The organism is Streptomyces sp. NPDC059248, assembly GCF_042753905.1.
Classification (GTDB): Bacteria; Actinomycetota; Actinomycetes; order Streptomycetales; family Streptomycetaceae; genus Streptomyces.
This window is the reverse complement of record NZ_JBHYZV010000005.1, coordinates 41,374-55,741: the sequence shown is the minus strand read 5'-3', so window position 1 is coordinate 55,741 and position 14,368 is coordinate 41,374. Positions and strand designations below refer to the sequence as shown.

13 protein-coding genes are annotated in these 14,368 nt (G+C 73.0%); 8 read left to right on the top strand and 5 right to left on the bottom strand.

The features are described 5' to 3' along the window. Positions 1 to 7: 7 nt before the first annotated feature. Entirely contained in the window at positions 8 to 496 is a 489-nt protein-coding gene (locus ACFXG1_RS03720) for a PH domain-containing protein (protein ID WP_384740676.1), read from the top strand. 6 nt (positions 497 to 502) lie between these two features. Here ACFXG1_RS03720 and ACFXG1_RS03715 read toward each other — a convergent pair whose 3' ends face one another. Both ACFXG1_RS03715 and ACFXG1_RS03710 read right to left on the bottom strand, forming a co-directional pair. Beyond that, positions 503 to 2,482 carry an AAA family ATPase gene (locus tag ACFXG1_RS03715; protein ID WP_384740673.1) on the bottom strand — a complete coding sequence of 660 codons (1,980 nt, stop codon included), beginning with the start codon at positions 2,480 to 2,482 and terminating at the stop codon, positions 503 to 505. 389 nt (positions 2,483 to 2,871) lie between these two features. Next, a complete protein-coding gene (locus tag ACFXG1_RS03710) occupies positions 2,872 to 3,483 on the bottom strand; it encodes a uridine kinase (RefSeq protein ID WP_384740670.1) in 612 nt (203 codons plus the stop codon). Positions 3,484 to 3,759: 276 nt separating this feature from the next. On the opposite strand from ACFXG1_RS03710, the gene ACFXG1_RS03705 reads away from it, so the two are divergent. The 3 genes from ACFXG1_RS03705 (at position 3,760) to ACFXG1_RS03695 (ending at position 7,057) form a co-directional block, all read left to right on the top strand. Beyond that, on the top strand, positions 3,760 to 5,139 hold the full coding sequence (locus tag ACFXG1_RS03705; RefSeq protein WP_384717343.1) for a C39 family peptidase: 1,380 nt from the start codon (positions 3,760 to 3,762) through the stop codon (positions 5,137 to 5,139). A gap of 304 nt (positions 5,140 to 5,443) precedes the next feature. After that, on the top strand, positions 5,444 to 5,608 hold the full coding sequence (locus tag ACFXG1_RS03700; protein WP_384717340.1) for an SCO1431 family membrane protein: 165 nt from the start codon (positions 5,444 to 5,446) through the stop codon (positions 5,606 to 5,608). Positions 5,609 to 5,884: 276 nt separating this feature from the next. After that, positions 5,885 to 7,057: an acyl-CoA dehydrogenase family protein gene (locus ACFXG1_RS03695; protein ID WP_384717337.1), complete on the top strand. Its 1,173-nt coding sequence runs from the start codon at positions 5,885 to 5,887 to the stop codon at positions 7,055 to 7,057. Between the two features lie 111 nt (positions 7,058 to 7,168). Here the strand turns inward: ACFXG1_RS03695 and ACFXG1_RS03690 are convergent, their stop codons facing one another. After that, positions 7,169 to 7,588, bottom strand: a complete 420-nt coding sequence (locus ACFXG1_RS03690; RefSeq protein WP_384717334.1) for a hypothetical protein — start codon at positions 7,586 to 7,588, stop codon at positions 7,169 to 7,171. 204 nt (positions 7,589 to 7,792) lie between these two features. On the opposite strand from ACFXG1_RS03690, the gene ACFXG1_RS03685 reads away from it, so the two are divergent. The 4 genes from ACFXG1_RS03685 to fxsA all read left to right on the top strand — a co-directional run bounded on the left by ACFXG1_RS03685 (position 7,793) and on the right by fxsA (position 11,973). Continuing rightward, complete coding sequence (locus ACFXG1_RS03685; protein ID WP_384717331.1) at positions 7,793 to 8,233, top strand: Lrp/AsnC family transcriptional regulator; 441 nt, start codon at positions 7,793 to 7,795, stop codon at positions 8,231 to 8,233. Between the two features lie 53 nt (positions 8,234 to 8,286). Continuing rightward, on the top strand, positions 8,287 to 9,930 hold the full coding sequence (locus tag ACFXG1_RS03680) for an amidohydrolase (protein WP_384740665.1): 1,644 nt from the start codon (positions 8,287 to 8,289) through the stop codon (positions 9,928 to 9,930). Between the two features lie 537 nt (positions 9,931 to 10,467). Continuing rightward, positions 10,468 to 11,250 carry a polyprenol monophosphomannose synthase gene (locus tag ACFXG1_RS03675; protein ID WP_384722864.1) on the top strand — a complete coding sequence of 261 codons (783 nt, stop codon included), beginning with the start codon at positions 10,468 to 10,470 and terminating at the stop codon, positions 11,248 to 11,250. A 105-nt stretch (positions 11,251 to 11,355) separates the two neighbouring features. Continuing rightward, positions 11,356 to 11,973: an FxsA family membrane protein gene (gene fxsA, locus ACFXG1_RS03670; RefSeq protein WP_384740662.1), complete on the top strand. Its 618-nt coding sequence runs from the start codon at positions 11,356 to 11,358 to the stop codon at positions 11,971 to 11,973. Positions 11,974 to 12,301: 328 nt separating this feature from the next. Here fxsA and ACFXG1_RS03665 read toward each other — a convergent pair whose 3' ends face one another. Together ACFXG1_RS03665 and ACFXG1_RS03660 are read right to left on the bottom strand one after the other, a co-directional pair. After that, the gene (locus ACFXG1_RS03665; protein WP_003959706.1) at positions 12,302 to 12,676 is read right to left on the bottom strand and encodes an RNA polymerase-binding protein RbpA; all 375 of its coding nucleotides are present in this window, start codon (positions 12,674 to 12,676) and stop codon (positions 12,302 to 12,304) included. 266 nt (positions 12,677 to 12,942) lie between these two features. Then, positions 12,943 to 14,343, bottom strand: coding sequence for an MFS transporter (locus tag ACFXG1_RS03660; RefSeq protein WP_384715507.1), 1,401 nt, complete (start codon positions 14,341 to 14,343; stop codon positions 12,943 to 12,945). Positions 14,344 to 14,368 lie beyond the last annotated feature (25 nt).

The window sequence follows — 14,368 nt, the reverse complement described above, 5'->3', positions numbered from 1 at the left end:
CGTGACCATGTCCGCATCCGCGTCGTCCGCCTCCGCCGCCCCGGACCCCGCCGGACCGGCCGAGCCCCCCGCGCTGCCGGCCACCTTCCGGCCCCACCGCACCCGGATCGTCCTGCTCTCCGTCGGCGCGGTGATGTTCGCCGTGATCGCCGGGACGGGACTCGTCCTGGAACGGCTCAGCCTCGGGGAGCGGATCAGCTTCGTCGTCACCGCCGCTGGCTTCCTCTTCGTCCTGTGGCTGCTGGCCCGGCCGAAGGTGGTCGCCGACGAGGAGGGCGTCACCGTCGTCAACTTCACCCGCAGCCGCAGGCTGGCCTGGGCGGAGATCCTCCGGGTGAATCTGCGCCGGGGCGACCCCTGGGTCTTCCTCGACCTCAGCGACGGCACCAGTCTCCCGGCGCTCGGCATCCAGCCGGGTATCGCCCGTCAGCAGGCCATCACCGACGCCCGCGCCCTGCGGGCCCTCGTCGAAGCGCGGAGCGCCGACCCGGCCTAGGTTCCTTTACGGCGCGGGCGGCTCCCCGGGGCCGCGGTCCAGCGGGCCGCGGCCCGACAGCACCTCGCCGTACGCCTGCATCAGATCCGGCAGCCGCAGCGTCGACAGATCCTCCCGGGTCGGGGTCCCCGGATAGCCGGAGAGCCGCAGATCCCGGTAGGCGCAGCTCTTCTCGTACAGCGTCCGCAGGAACCGGCCGTTGCCCAGCTCGTCGATCCACCGCTGGTCGACCACATGGCCGCAGATGGACCGCAGCTCCTCCACCGCCTCCTCGTCCCAGCCGTCGCCGTTCTCGGCCGCCAGCACCTCACCGATCCTGGTCAGTTCCAGCGGGCGGTACGAGGGGAAGTCGACGCGGGTGGTGAACCGCGACGTCAGCCCCGGGTTGGCGGCCAGCAGCCGGTCCATGCCCTCGGGATAGCCCGCGAGGATGACCACGAGATGGTCCCGGCTGTCCTCGGCCCGCTTCAGCAGCACCTGGAGCGCCTCGTCGCCGTAGGCGTCGCCCTTGGCGTAGCCGGAGTTCGACAGGCTGTACGCCTCGTCCACGAACAGCACTCCGCCGACCGCCGAGTCGATCAGCTCATTGGCCTTCACCGCCGTCTGGCCGAGGAACTCGCCCACCAGGTCGGAGCGCTGGGCCTCCACGAGATGGTCGCCGCCGAGCAGCCCCAGCGCGTAGAAGACCCGGCCCAGTATGCGGGCGACCGTGGTCTTGCCGGTGCCGGAGGGGCCCGAGAAGACGAAGTGCCGCTTCGGCGGCTGGACGGGCAGCCCCTGGCCCGCCCGCAGCCGGGCCATCTCCAGCTGGGCCGAGAGCGCCTTCACCTGCCGTTTCACCGGCTCCATCCCCACCATGCGCTCCAGCTCGGCCAGAGCGTCGGCGAGCAGCGCGGGATCGGTGGGACCCGAGGGGTACGGTCCCCCCGGTGACGCCGACGACGCGGGCGCGGCGGACCCGGTGGGGCGGGTGCCGCCCGCCGCGTCCCGGCCGCGATCCGGCGCCGGGGCGGGGGCCGTGGGCGACACCGTGCCGGACGGCTGGGCGGCCGGGTCGGCGCCCGGGCGGGGACCTTCGGGGCCGGGTCCGTCGGCCTCCGTGTCCTGGCCGGGGCCGTAGCCGGCGAGGGAGACCGCGAGGCCGGCCCCCGACGGGGCGTCGTACCCGGCGGCGACGGCGGCGGCGGTGCCGTCGCCGCCCAGGGTGTCCAGCGGGTCCACGCCGTCGTACTCGGCGATGGCCGCCAGCCGGGCGGAGGTGTCCATGAACCCCGGATCGGCCCGGTGCACGGCCCGGTAGAGCGGCAGGGCCGCCGCGGTCCGCCCGGTGCCCTCATGGGCCCGTGCCAGCCAGTACCGCAACTCCTTGCGCTGCGGTTGCTCGCTGCGACAGCGCATCAGCGCCGCCGACAGCATCGGCTCGGCCTGCCCGTACATCTCCAGACGCACCCGGGCCATCCCGGCGAACAGCCCCGCCTCTATCCCCAGCAGCGCGTCGTTCACCAGCGGTTCGGTGTGCCGGACGAGCTGTTCCCAGTCCTTGACCAGATAGGCCCGGCAGGCGTGCAGGAAGCGCACCTGGGGATCGGTGTCGACCGGCGGCAGTCCGGCGAGGGCGCGGTCCAGTTCGGGTACGTGGCGGCCGTCCAGCCAGTGGGAGGCGTGCGCCAGCAGCAGATCGCGCGGGCTCTCCAGGACCGGCTGCACCCACCAGCCCAGCCAGTACCAGGAGTTGAGCGTACGGCGGTGCCGGGCGCGCTGCTCGCCGAAGCGGTCCCTGGCGCGGTACATCCGCAGCAGGGCGTCGGTGGTCTCGACCCGCAGGGCATGGAGGCCGAGCCAGCCGTCGGCCATGCCGGGGTCGAGCCGGACCGCCGTCCGGAACTCCTCCTCGGCCTGGGGATAGGCGCCCATCGTGTACGCGTCCACTCCGCGTACCCAGGCGAGATCGGCCGGGGCCGGAGCGCCCTGCGTGCCGAGGTCCATCAGGTCCCCCATAAGTACACCGACTGAACCGCCTCGGCGCCGGACGACGCCGACCTACGGGGACGGGAAGCGGTCCCACGCGAGGGAATCGTACCCGCGCGCGGTCGCCGGACTTAAGGGCACGGGAGACGATCCGGCGGCGGTGACCGAGGGTTAGGGCGGGCGGTCGGCGGGGTCCGGGGGACGGCGGCCGAGGGCAGAACGAAGCCCCCGATCACGGGGGAACAACCGGGGGCTTCGCGTCTGCGGCGGCTCTGAAAGCCGCACATTGAGAACGTAAGACCTGTACACCCCCTGGGTCAAGCGGAGTTCAGGCACTCGTGAGGCGGATTCCCGACACCTGTGTGCGACCGGAGGTAATGGTCACTCCATGTGATGAAGTGATGCTTTCACGCGGTCGCAGAGGGTCCTGGAATCACCTTGTATCCCTCCCGGCACTCCCGTATCAGAGTGTCGGCGTGGGGGCGGGAGGGATCGGCCAGGAAATGACGGGTCTCGGCCACGGTCCAGGAGTCCCAGAAGGCCGAAAGGCCGATGCCGTCACGGCTGCGGCCCCGCGGCCAGGACTCGTCGGGCGCCCGTTCCATCCACAGCAGCCGGGCCAGATACGGCCGGAGCGCCGCCCGGCCCGCGCCGACGCCCTCGATCAGGATCACGGGCGTCGGGGGCAGGGCGCGTGGCGCGGTGAAGCGGCGCGCGTTCCAGTCGTACGGCTTGTAGTGCGCGCTCACGCCCCGGGAGAGGGGTTCGATCACCTGGTCGAGCATGCGCCCGGTCCAGCCGAAGTACGCCTCGTGACTGGCGAGGTCGTCGAGGTGGAGGACGCCGACCGGGGAGTCCCCGCCGCCGGGTGCCCGCGCGGCGAGCGCCGTCGCGAACAGCCCGGTGAAGGTGCTCTTGCCGGAACCCGCGTGGCCGTCGACCGCGACCAGCCGTACGGGGCCGCAGGAGGGCGGCGCCGCGTACACCTCAACGGCCAGCCGGTCCAGCTCGTGTTCCATGATCCCAGCGTAAGCGTGCGACGGTCCCGACTCCGGCCGGCCGGGGGCGGGACCGCCAGTGGTCCGACCAATATTGGTGGCGGCGCGGCCTCCGGAACGCTGGCCCCGGGGGCGCCGGCCGGGTGATAGTGGCCCCGTCGCGGTCCGGCGGACCCGCGGCGGCGCCCGCCGCCGTCCCGTGGGAACCGCCGCTCCACCGATGATTTCCGTCCCGCCGTGCTTCTTCGGCGTTCGCCGGCGCCGTGCCGCAGCGGCGCCTCCGACTTGGGGGTCACCATGGCCAGAGCCACCACGCGCAGGACCGTGCTGGGCGCCGCGATCGCGGCGGCCGCGGGAGCGGGGGCGTTCACCGCCGCCACCCGTGCCGCGGCCCTCCCCGGGGCGTCCACCGCCCCCGTAACCCCCTCCGCCCCCGTGAGGACGGCCCGGCTCGTGGACAACCGCTTCTGGGCCTCCTACACCGACTGGCGCTGCGGTGAGACGGACGGGACCCGGGCAGTCGCGGGCCGCCGCCCCGGTGTCGCGATCGGGCGCCCCGCCGGGGTCACGGAGTACACCGATCCGCACACCGGGCGCACCGAACCCTGGGAGTACGCGGTCTGGGTGTCGCCCGAGCACCGCCCCGACGTCCCGGCGACCGAGGTCATCGCCTCCTGGAACGCCCGCACCCCGGAGGGCACCTGGCTCGCGGTCGAACTCCGCGGCACCTACTCCGACGGCGTCGAGACCCCCTGGTTCGTCCTGGGCCGCTGGGCCGCGGGCGACGGCGACATCCGGCGTACCTCCGTCGACGGCCAGACCGACGGCCGGGCGACCGTCTGGACCGACACCCTCTCCCTCGACGACGCGGCGAGCGGGCCGCGTCTGGTGGCGTACCGGCTGCGGCTGACGCTGTACCGCAGGCCGGGCAGCCGGGCCACCCCGACGGTCTGGCGGCTCGGCGCGATGGCCTCGGCCGTGCCGGATCGCTTCACCGTGCCCGCCACGACACCTGGACCGGCGCGTGAGCTGGCCGTGCCGCGCTACTCCCAGAACATCCACATCGGCCGCTATCCCGAGTACGACAACGGCGGCCAGGCGTGGTGCAGCCCCACCTCCGCCCAGATGATCATCGAGTACTGGGGGCGCAAGCCCACGGCCGCCGAACTGTCCTGGGTGAATCCGGCCTACGACGACCCCCAGGTCTGCCACGCGGCCCGGTTCACCTACGACTACCAGTACCGGGGCTGCGGGAACTGGCCTTTCAACACCGCCTACGCCGCCACCTACCCCGGGCTGAACGCCGTGGTCACCCGGCTCGGGTCACTGACCGAACTGGAGCGCCTCGTCCGGGCCGGGATCCCCGCGATCACCTCCCAGTCCTTCCTGAAAGAGGAGCTGACCGGCGCGGGCTACGGCACGGCCGGCCATCTGATGACCGTCATCGGCTTCACCCCGGACGGCGATGTGATCGCCAACGATCCGGCGTCCGACGACAACGCCGCCGTCCGCCGGGTCTACCGGCGGAGGGAGTGGGAGAACATCTGGCTCCGTACGAAGAGGTACGACGCAAATGGCAGGGTCAGAAGCGGTTCGGGAGGCGTCTGCTACCTCATCTGGCCGGTCGACCCGGTGCCGAGCCAGCACCGCGTACTGCGGTCGCTCGGCCTGCTGTGAGCGGGTACGGCCCCGCCCGCCGGTCCGTCACCGTCCCCGCCCGGGTTTCGTCGGGCCGGTAGCCCCGCCTCCGGACGCGTACGTCCGCGTCGGAACCGGCGCCGCGATCGGACCGGAGGCCATGGCGAGCGCGCGGCGATTCCGCAGACCGGGGTGCGGTTCAGGCGGGAGAGGGTTTTGCCGGCGGGGAGACGCGGGTCACTGACGTCCCGGGGTCCGGGTGGCACTGTGGTCGGGACGTTCCGGGGCAGACCGTACCGCCGGCGGGACGCCCGACCGTGCCGACCGACCGAGTGAGACCGCCATGACCGCTGCCGCCGCCGTGCCGTCCCCCGCCCCGTCCGCCGCCCCGGGCTCCCGCGCCCGTACCGGCGGCCCCGAGGACCGGGCCGACCTCCTGGAGCAGATCCTCGGCTGGACCCTGGTGGTGCTCGTCGCCGTCCTGGTCACCCGGCTGGGCCTGCTGTAGCCCGAGCCACAGTCCGAGTGCGCCCCGCCGCGGGCTACGACTTCACCCTCCCCGTCTCCGCCCACACCTGACACCCACCCCGGCTCCCGCACCCGCCCGGTGCGGGAATTCCCCTGGTGACGGCGGTGCGCTGATCGGGCATACTCGACGCGCCGACAGCCGCCATGGAGCCTTTCCGCGATCCGGGGAGGCAGCATCGGCACGGCAGAAACCGGTGGCACGCGCACACCCGTCGACGCGTGGCACCGCAGCGCCCGACAGGGAGGAGAGCGCGCAATGTCCGACCGTGCCCCGCAGCCGGTGGAACGTCAGCTGCCGACCGAGGAGGCCGGGGAGTTGTTCGCCCTGGTCCGTGAGATCGCCCAGCGGGAGATCGTCCCCCGCGCCGCCGAAGAGGAGGACGCCGGGCACTTCCCGCGCGACACCTTCACCCTGCTGTCGGAGTCCGGACTGCTCGGCCTCCCGTACGACACCGGGTACGGCGGTGGGGAGCAGCCGTACGAGGTCTATCTCCAGGTCCTGGAGGAGCTCGCGGCCGCCCGGCTCACCGTCGGCCTCGGGGTCAGCGTCCACTCCCTCGCCTGCCACGCGCTCGCCGGATACGGCACCGAGGAGCAGCGGGCCGAGTGGCTGCCCGGGATGCTGGGAGGCGGCCTGCTGGGCGCGTACTGCCTCTCCGAGCCGTCGTCGGGGTCGGACGCCGCGTCCCTGCGCACCCGGGCCGAGCGCGACGGCGACAGCTGGGTGATCACCGGCACCAAGGCATGGATCACCCACGGCGGGATCGCCGACTTCCACACCGTCTTCGCCAGGACCGGCGGCCCCGGTGCCCGCGGGATCACCGCCTTCCTGGTGCCCGGCGGGGCCGAGGGGCTCGTACCGGCCGCGCCGGAACGAAAGATGGGGATGAAGGGGTCGCCCACCGCCCAGCTCAACTTCGACGGCGTCCGGGTCCCCGACAGCCGCCGGATCGGCGACGAGGGGCAGGGGTTCGGCATCGCGCTGGCCGCGCTGGACGCCGGCCGTCTGGGGATCTCCGCCTGTGCGATCGGGATCGCGCAGGCCGCGCTCGACGAGGCGGTGTCCTACGCCGCCGGGCGCCGCCAGTTCGGCCGTCCCGTCGCGGACTTCCAGGGCATGCGGTTCCTGCTGGCCGACATGGCGACCAAGGTGGAGGCGGGCCGCGCGCTGTATCTGGCCGCCGCCCGGCTGCGGGACGCGGGACGGCCCTACTCCCGGCAGGCGGCGATGGCCAAACTCTTCTGTACGGACGCGGCGATGAGCGTCACGACCGACGCCGTACAGGTACTCGGCGGATACGGCTATACGGCGGACTTCCCCGTCGAGCGGTACATGCGCGAGGCGAAGGCGCTGCAGATCGTGGAGGGCACCAATCAGATCCAGCGGATGGTGATCGCCCGTCATCTCACCGGTCCCGAGACCGGCTGAGGCGGCGGGGGCGGGGGAGGGGCGGGCCGACGGCCTGCCCCTGCCGGGCGGCAGTCCCTTCCGGCCGGGGTCCCGGGTCCGGTGGCCGGAGGTCGAATAAGCGGTGGGGTGTCAGGCGGCTCGGTCGCGCATCGCGGGCAGCTGTCGCAGAGGCCGCGACCCGGGGCCGCCGACGTGCGAGAAGGGCTGCATCCGCCAGTCGAGCCCCTGCGGAAGGGTCAGCAGCAGACCCATCTCCTGCTCCTGGGGCTCCGGGCTCTCGTCGGCCGAGCGCGCCTCGGCCGCCGGCCGGCCGGTGCCCGCGCACACGGTCAGCCCGAAGGGGTTCCAGGGGGTGGGGCAGAGGGCGTGCTCGGGAAGCGCGTCCTCACCGGCGAGCAGCGCGATCGGCTGCGCGCAGTCCGGGCAGACGACCCGGAACATCTCGAAGGTGTCGTACATGTTCAGCTCGTCCGACTCGGCAGACGTCGCGGACTCCGCCGGATCAACGGGCTCCGGTTCGGTACGGGCACTGTTCTTGACACTCTGCATGGAGAATCTCCCCCTCGGGTGGGCCAACCAGGCTCGTGTGGCCTCGACCACAGCAAGCACTTCCCATCCGGAGTGGTGGATAACCATCCGGTCACAGTCAAGACCATTCCCAACCTGTGGCGTTCATCACACCCGGCCGGTAGTGGGGCGGTCGGACCGCCGAGCGGTGTGCCGGAACCCCCGCGGGCAATTAAGTTGATGCGCATGGAGGACCTGGATCGTCAGATCGTCGAGCTGCTCGTCAAAGACGGGCGGATGAGCTACACCGACCTGGGCAAGGCCACCGGCCTGTCGACGTCGGCGGTGCACCAGCGGGTCCGCCGTCTGGAGCAGCGGGGTGTCATCCGCGGGTACGCGGCGGTGGTCGACCCCGAGGCGGTCGGGCTGCCGATGACGGCGTTCATCTCCGTCAAGCCCTTCGACCCCAGCGCCCCCGACGACATCTCCGAACGTCTCGCGGGCGTACCGGAGATCGAGGCGTGCCACAGCGTGGCCGGCGACGAGAACTACATCCTCAAGGTCAGGGTCGCCACCCCGCTCGAGCTGGAGAACCTGCTCACCCGGATCCGGACGCTCGCCGGGGTCTCCACCCGGACGACCGTCGTCCTCTCCACCCCCTACGAGGCCCGCCCGCCGAGTCTCTGAGCCTCCGGAGGGCGCCCGGGGGATGTCCGGACGGCACGGCCTAGGCTGGGCCCATGAGCGTCTCCACCACCCCCGTTCCCGCCGCCGACCGGACCGTTCTGCTGCGCGGCGGCGAGGTCCACAGCCCCGCCGACCCCTTCGCCACCGCGATGGTCGTCGAGCGGGGGCATATCGCCTGGGTGGGCTCCGAGGGGGCGGCCGACGCGTTCGCCGACGGGGTGGACGAGACCGTCGACCTCGACGGGGCGCTCGTCACACCCGCGTTCACCGACGCACATGTGCACACGACGGCCACCGGGCTCGCGCTCACCGGACTCGACCTGTCGGGCGCCTCGTCCCTCGCGGACGCGCTGGCGCTCGTACGACGGCACTCCGCCGCCCACCCGGGGGACGCGGTCCTCCTCGGCGGCGGCTGGGACGCGGCCCGCTGGCCGGAGCGCCGGCCGCCGTCCCGGGCCGAACTGGACGATGCGACCGGCGGACGCCCGCTCTATCTGCCGCGCGTGGACGTCCACTCGGCCGTCGCCACCACCGCCCTGCTCGACCTGGTGCCCGGTGTCACCGGGCTGACCGGCTACCACCCCGAAGCGCCCCTCACCGACGCCGCCCACCACGCCGTACGGGCCGCGGCCCACGGCGCCGTCACCCCCGCCCAGCGGACGGCGGCCCAGAGCGCCGCCCTCGAACGGGCCGCGTCCCTCGGCATCGGCACCCTCCACGAGTGCGCCGGGCCCGAGATCTCCGACGAGGCGGACCTCACCGGACTGCTCGCGCTCGCCGCCGGGCGGCCCGCCCCCCGGGTCGTCGGCTACTGGGCCGAACGGATCGCGGACGCGAAGGGCGCCGAGCGGATCCGGGAGCTGGGCGCCCTGGGCGCCGCGGGCGATCTCTTCGCCGACGGCTCCCTCGGCTCCCACACCGCCTGTCTGCACGCCCCGTACGCCGACGCCGACCACACCGGCACGGCACACCTCGACGCCGACGACATCGCCGCCCATGTCACCGCCTGCACGGAGGCCGGGCTCCAGGCCGGTTTCCACGCCATCGGCGACGCCGCGCTCACCGCCGTCGTGACGGGGGTGCGGACCGCGGCGGAGCGGCTGGGCACCAACCGGATCCGGGCCGCCCGCCACCGTGTGGAGCACGCCGAGATGCTCACCCCCGGACATGTCGCGGCCTTCGCCGAGTTCGGGCTCACCGCCTCCGTCCAGCCCGCCTTCGACGCCGCGTGGGGCGGCGACGAGGGCATGTACGCCGAGCGGCTCGGCGCCGAGCGGGCCCGGACCCTCAACCCGTACGCCGCCCTGCTGCGCGCCGGGGTGCCGCTCGCCCTGGGCTCCGACAGCCCGGTGACCCCGCTGGACCCCTGGGGCACGGTCCGGGCCGCCGCCTTCCACCGCACGCCCGAACACCGGATCTCGGTCCGGGCCGCCTTCGCCGCCCACACCCGGGGCGGCTGGCGGGCCGTCGGCCGGGACGACGCGGGGATCCTGGTCCCCGGCGCACCCGCCGACTACGCCGTCTGGCGGACCGGCGCCCTGGTGGTCCAGGCGCCGGACGACCGGGTGGCCCGCTGGTCCACCGATCCCCGGTCCGGCACCCCGGGACTGCCGGATCTGACCCCCGGCGGTGAACTGCCGCTCTGCCTGCGTACGGTGGTCTCCGGACAAATCATCTTCGATCGTCTGAACGGGTGACGTCCGGACATTTCGCTCCGCGGTCCGGCTTTCCGGGCTCTCCGCCGCTACCTGCGAGTCTGCGGCGCCGGTCGGGCGAATTGGGCAAACCGCGCAGATCGCACGACTGTTGACACGGAGCGCCCAGGGGCGGGTAGGTTCGGCCGGGTCCACCACAGGACGTCCGACCGGACGAGCATCCACACACGTCTCGAACGCCGCTGGGTCATGGGGCAGCGCACCGCACCGGGGCACTGCCACTGGGAGCCAGGCCCAGCACCCGCGCCTCGGGGGCGAGGGAAGGTTTCAGCCGGTCGGCAGGTGCGACCCGGATAGGGGTCCGGCGTTCAGTAGACAACGGCTCTCGGTCGATCCGCAGCCAGCGGGTCCCAGGTCGGCCCGAAGGACGCCGGCCCCCGATCCGTCCGGCGGTCGGCCTCCGGAGCGCCCCGGGGCCCTTTTCCGGCGCCTTCCCGACACCCCATATCCCGAGCCGTCGCTGCCCGCCGCCCCGCGATCGCTAAGGTGGGTCCCTGTGCACGACATGAAGGGGCAGCAGTGAACGAGGGCGCTACGGACCGCGGGGTCCAGAGGCGGTACGGGCCACTCGGCCGAGCCTTGGTGATCATCCCGACCTACAACGAGGCGGCGAACATCAAGAAGATCGTGTCCCGGGTCCGGGCCGCGGTCCCGGACGCGGACGTGCTGGTCGCCGACGACAACAGCCCCGACGGCACCGGAAAGCTGGCCGACGAGGTGGCGGCGGAGGACGAGCAGGTCCATGTGCTGCACCGCAAGGGCAAGGAGGGCCTGGGCGCGGCCTATCTCGCGGGCTTCTCCTGGGGCCTGGAACACGACTACGGCGTACTGATCGAGATGGACGCCGACGGCTCCCACCAGCCGGAGGAGCTGCCCAGACTGCTGACCGCGCTCAAGGGCGCGGATCTCGTCCTCGGCTCGCGCTGGGTCCCCGGCGGCCGGGTGGTGAACTGGCCTAAGTACCGCGAGTTCCTGTCCCGGGGCGGCAGCACGTACTCCCGGCTGCTCCTCGGCATCTCCATCAGGGACGTCACCGGCGGCTACCGCGCCTTCCGGGCCGACACCCTGCGGGGACTCGGGCTCTCCGAGGTCGCGTCCCAGGGCTACTGCTTCCAGGTCGACCTGGCCCGCCGGGCGGTCGCCGCGGGCTATCACGTGGTGGAGGTGCCGATCACCTTCGTCGAGCGGGAGCTGGGCGACTCCAAGATGAACCGCAATATCGCCGTCGAGGCGCTGTGGCGGGTCGCGGGCTGGGGTGTGTCGGACCGGGCGAACCGTTTCCGGGGCCGCTCGACGCCGTGATCCGGCCTCGGCGAAGAGGTCCCGTACCGCCCCGGAACGGCCCGCGGGGCGGTCGATGATCACCCGGCCGTGCCGTCGCGCCCCCGGTCCGGGCACACTGGGGGCATGACGACCGGCCCCGTGCCCCCGACGGCACCACCCCAGCGCTCACGTGCCCGCAGACTCCTCCCGCTCGCCGTGCTCGCCTGGCTGGCGCTGGAGCTCTGGCTGCTGATCCTGGTCGGCGGCGCCATCGGGGTGCTCCCGGTGCTCGCGCTGCTGATCGCCCAGGCCGTCGCGGGCGGGGCGATCGTGAAGCAGGCGGGCCGCAACGCCTTCCGGAACCTCACCGAGACGCTCCAGCGCGCCCAGCAGCCCGGAGCGGGGGCGGAGACGGCGCCGCCGGACTCCTCGGGCAACGGCTTCCTGATGCTGGCCGGAGTGCTGGTCATGGTCCCCGGCTTCGCCTCGGACGTCCTCGGCCTGATCCTGCTGGTACCGCCGGTCCGCAAGGCGCTGAGCCGGTACGCCGAGCGGTCCCTGGAGCGCCGGATGCGGGCCGCCGCGCCGGGCAGTATCGGCGACGCCTTCAACCAGGCCAGGATCCACCGCCCCGACGGCAAGGTCGTCCCGGGCGAGGTCGTCGACCCCAACCCGGCGCCGCCGTCCTCCCGGCCGGGGGACGCCGACCAGCCGCCGAAGATCATCGAGGGACGGGTCATCCGCCCCGACGACCGGCCGTAGCGGGCGCGGGCCCCTTCCCGGCCCGGGGAGGGGCCCGGAAGCCCCGTTCGGGCGTGGGCGGGGCCGTCCCGGGCCCGAACGCGGGCCCGAGCCGCTCGCGGGGGAGCGGGAGGGGAGCCGTACCGTACGCCCCCGGTCGTCATACCGGCGGAAAAGCGGACCGGAACAGACGGGGAGCAGGCGGGAAGCCGGACGGGAACCAGGCGGGAAGCAGACAAAAGCCCGCGGGCCGGATCACATGGTGTGATCCGGCCCGCGGGCGTTTCGCTCGTTGCGGGGGTCGGCCGTGCGCTCCGCCCGTGCCGTCAGACGGCCCGGACGGGGGGACTCACGCGGACTTCCGACTGTCCCGCGGATGCACCGCGATATTCATCGCGCCGGAGCGCAGGACCGCCAGCCGTTCGGCCAGCACCTCCTCCAGCTCCTCGCGGGTGCGCCGCTCCATGAGCATGTCCCAGTGCGTCCTCGCGGGCTTGCCCTTCTTCTCCTCGGGGCCGTCGCCGTCCACCAGGAGTGCCTGGGCGCCGCACGCCTTGCACTCCCACTCCGGCGGAATTTCCGCCTCCACCGAGAACGGCATCTCAAAACGATGTCCGTTCTGGCATGCGTACTCCACCGCCTGGCGCGGGGCCAGATCGATGCCGCGGTCCGTCTCGTAGCTGGTCACCACGAGTCGCGTGCCGCGGAGAGCTCGCTCACTCATGAATCGTGCCTCCCGGGCTTGTCGCCCACAGGACAGGTGTCGCTGTCGTCGTCATCCGGTCAACGTCCGGTCGGCCGTAAAGATTCCCGTTCCGGGTCATGCGTCGCCCGTCGTGCCGCTGCCTTCCCCTGAGTCGGGGTACCCGCCGACGCCCGGTTTGTCACATCTGGCAGAAAGTGTCACCCAGTGACGTCTTTTTCCCCGTGCGCAGTAACGGTCCGCCTGGCAGGCCAAACGCGTACACTACCGGCCTTTCACTTCAAGGTCTAAATCCGGTCCGGTACGGGATTGCCCGCAGCGGCCACCGCACGGCGCAGCGGGACCCTCGCGAGCAGGACGAAACCGAGCGCGAAGAAGCCCACGAGGGACAGGATGGCGTCCCGGTAGCTCCCCGTCAGCTGGTACGCGAGACCGAACACCAGGGGCCCCAGCCAGCTCAGTCCGCGGTCGCTCAGCTCGTACGCCGAGAAGTACTCGGCCTCCTTGCCGCGCGGCACCAGATGGGAGAAGAGCGACCGGGACAGCGCCTGGCTGCCGCCGAGGACCAGACCGATCGCGGCCGCGAGGCCGAAGAACCAGACGGGGGCGCGGGCGGGCAGGAAGTAGCCCGCGGTCAGGATCAGCGTCCAGACGGCGAGCGACGCGAGGATCGTGCGCCGCGCCCCGTACCGCCGGGCCAGCCGTCCCATCCCGAGCGCGCCCGCCACGGCCAGTACCTGCACCAGCAGGACCGCCACGATGAGCGTCGTCTGGCCGAGACCCAGCTCCTCCTTGCCGTAGACGGACGCCTGGGAGATCACGGTCTGGATCCCGTCGTTGTAGACGAGGTACGCCAGCAGGAACGACAGCGTCAGCGGATGCCGCCGCATGTCCTTCAGGGTGGCCGCGAGCTGTCGCAGCCCGCCGCGGCCCGCGGCCCGCTCGCCGGGCGGGAGCCCGCGGTCCCGCAGCCGCCGCAGCGGGATCAGGGTGAACGCGCCCCACCACAGCCCGGCCGAGGCCAGACAGATCCGTACCGCCTCCGACTCCGACAGGCCGAAGCCCTCGTGGTTCCCGTACAGCACCAGGTTGAGCACCAGCACCAGCGCGCCCGAGGTGTAGCCGAAGGCCCACCCCCGGGAGGAGACCGCGTCCCGCTCGGCGGGCTCCGCCAGCTCCGGGAGATAGGCGTTGTAGAGGGCCATCGACACCGCGAGCGCGGCATTGGCGACGATCAGCAGGGCGGCGCCGAGGAGATAGCGGTCCCCGTCGAGGAAGAACATGCCCGTCGTGGCCGCGGCGCCGGTGTAGGCGGCGACCGCGAGCAGCGGTTTCTTCCGGCCCGTACGGTCGGCCCAGGCGCCCGCGAGCGGCATCAGCACCACCGCGAGCACCAGGGACGCGGAGACGGAGTAGGCGAAGAGGGAACCGGCCCGGACGGGGATCCCCAGGGGATGGACATAGCCGTCGTCGCCCGCGGCCGATTTCGCGACCTCGGTCAGATACGGCCCGAGGAAGACCGTGACGACGCTGGTGGAGTAGACCGAGCAGGCGAAGTCGTAGAAGTACCAGCCGTGGCGCTGCCGCGCGCGGTCCCGCTTGTCCGGGCCGTCCCCCGTGCCGTCCCTGCCGTCCTTGTGCTCGTCCCCGCCGCCGTGGCCCGCCGGTTCCGTGATCTCGGCGACCATGCCGCGCCCCCTCGTGGTCTCGTGG

Bases quoted from the DNA above. Each gene is read 5' to 3' on its own strand.
- ACFXG1_RS03715 (WP_384740673.1), bottom strand. From the start codon at position 2,482: ATGGACCTCGGCACGCAGGGCGCTCCGGCCCCGGCCGATCTCGCCTGG.
- ACFXG1_RS03665 (WP_003959706.1), bottom strand. From the start codon at position 12,676: ATGAGTGAGCGAGCTCTCCGCGGCACGCGACTCGTGGTGACCAGCTAC.
- ACFXG1_RS03720 (WP_384740676.1), top strand. From the start codon at position 8: ATGTCCGCATCCGCGTCGTCCGCCTCCGCCGCCCCGGACCCCGCCGGA.
- ACFXG1_RS03705 (WP_384717343.1), top strand. From the start codon at position 3,760: ATGGCCAGAGCCACCACGCGCAGGACCGTGCTGGGCGCCGCGATCGCG.
- ACFXG1_RS03695 (WP_384717337.1), top strand. From the start codon at position 5,885: ATGTCCGACCGTGCCCCGCAGCCGGTGGAACGTCAGCTGCCGACCGAG.
- fxsA (WP_384740662.1), top strand. From the start codon at position 11,356: ATGACGACCGGCCCCGTGCCCCCGACGGCACCACCCCAGCGCTCACGT.
- ACFXG1_RS03690 (WP_384717334.1), bottom strand. From the start codon at position 7,588: ATGCAGAGTGTCAAGAACAGTGCCCGTACCGAACCGGAGCCCGTTGAT.
- ACFXG1_RS03700 (WP_384717340.1), top strand. From the start codon at position 5,444: ATGACCGCTGCCGCCGCCGTGCCGTCCCCCGCCCCGTCCGCCGCCCCG.
- ACFXG1_RS03660 (WP_384715507.1), bottom strand. From the start codon at position 14,343: ATGGTCGCCGAGATCACGGAACCGGCGGGCCACGGCGGCGGGGACGAG.
- ACFXG1_RS03680 (WP_384740665.1), top strand. From the start codon at position 8,287: ATGAGCGTCTCCACCACCCCCGTTCCCGCCGCCGACCGGACCGTTCTG.
- ACFXG1_RS03685 (WP_384717331.1), top strand. From the start codon at position 7,793: ATGGAGGACCTGGATCGTCAGATCGTCGAGCTGCTCGTCAAAGACGGG.
- ACFXG1_RS03710 (WP_384740670.1), bottom strand. From the start codon at position 3,483: ATGGAACACGAGCTGGACCGGCTGGCCGTTGAGGTGTACGCGGCGCCG.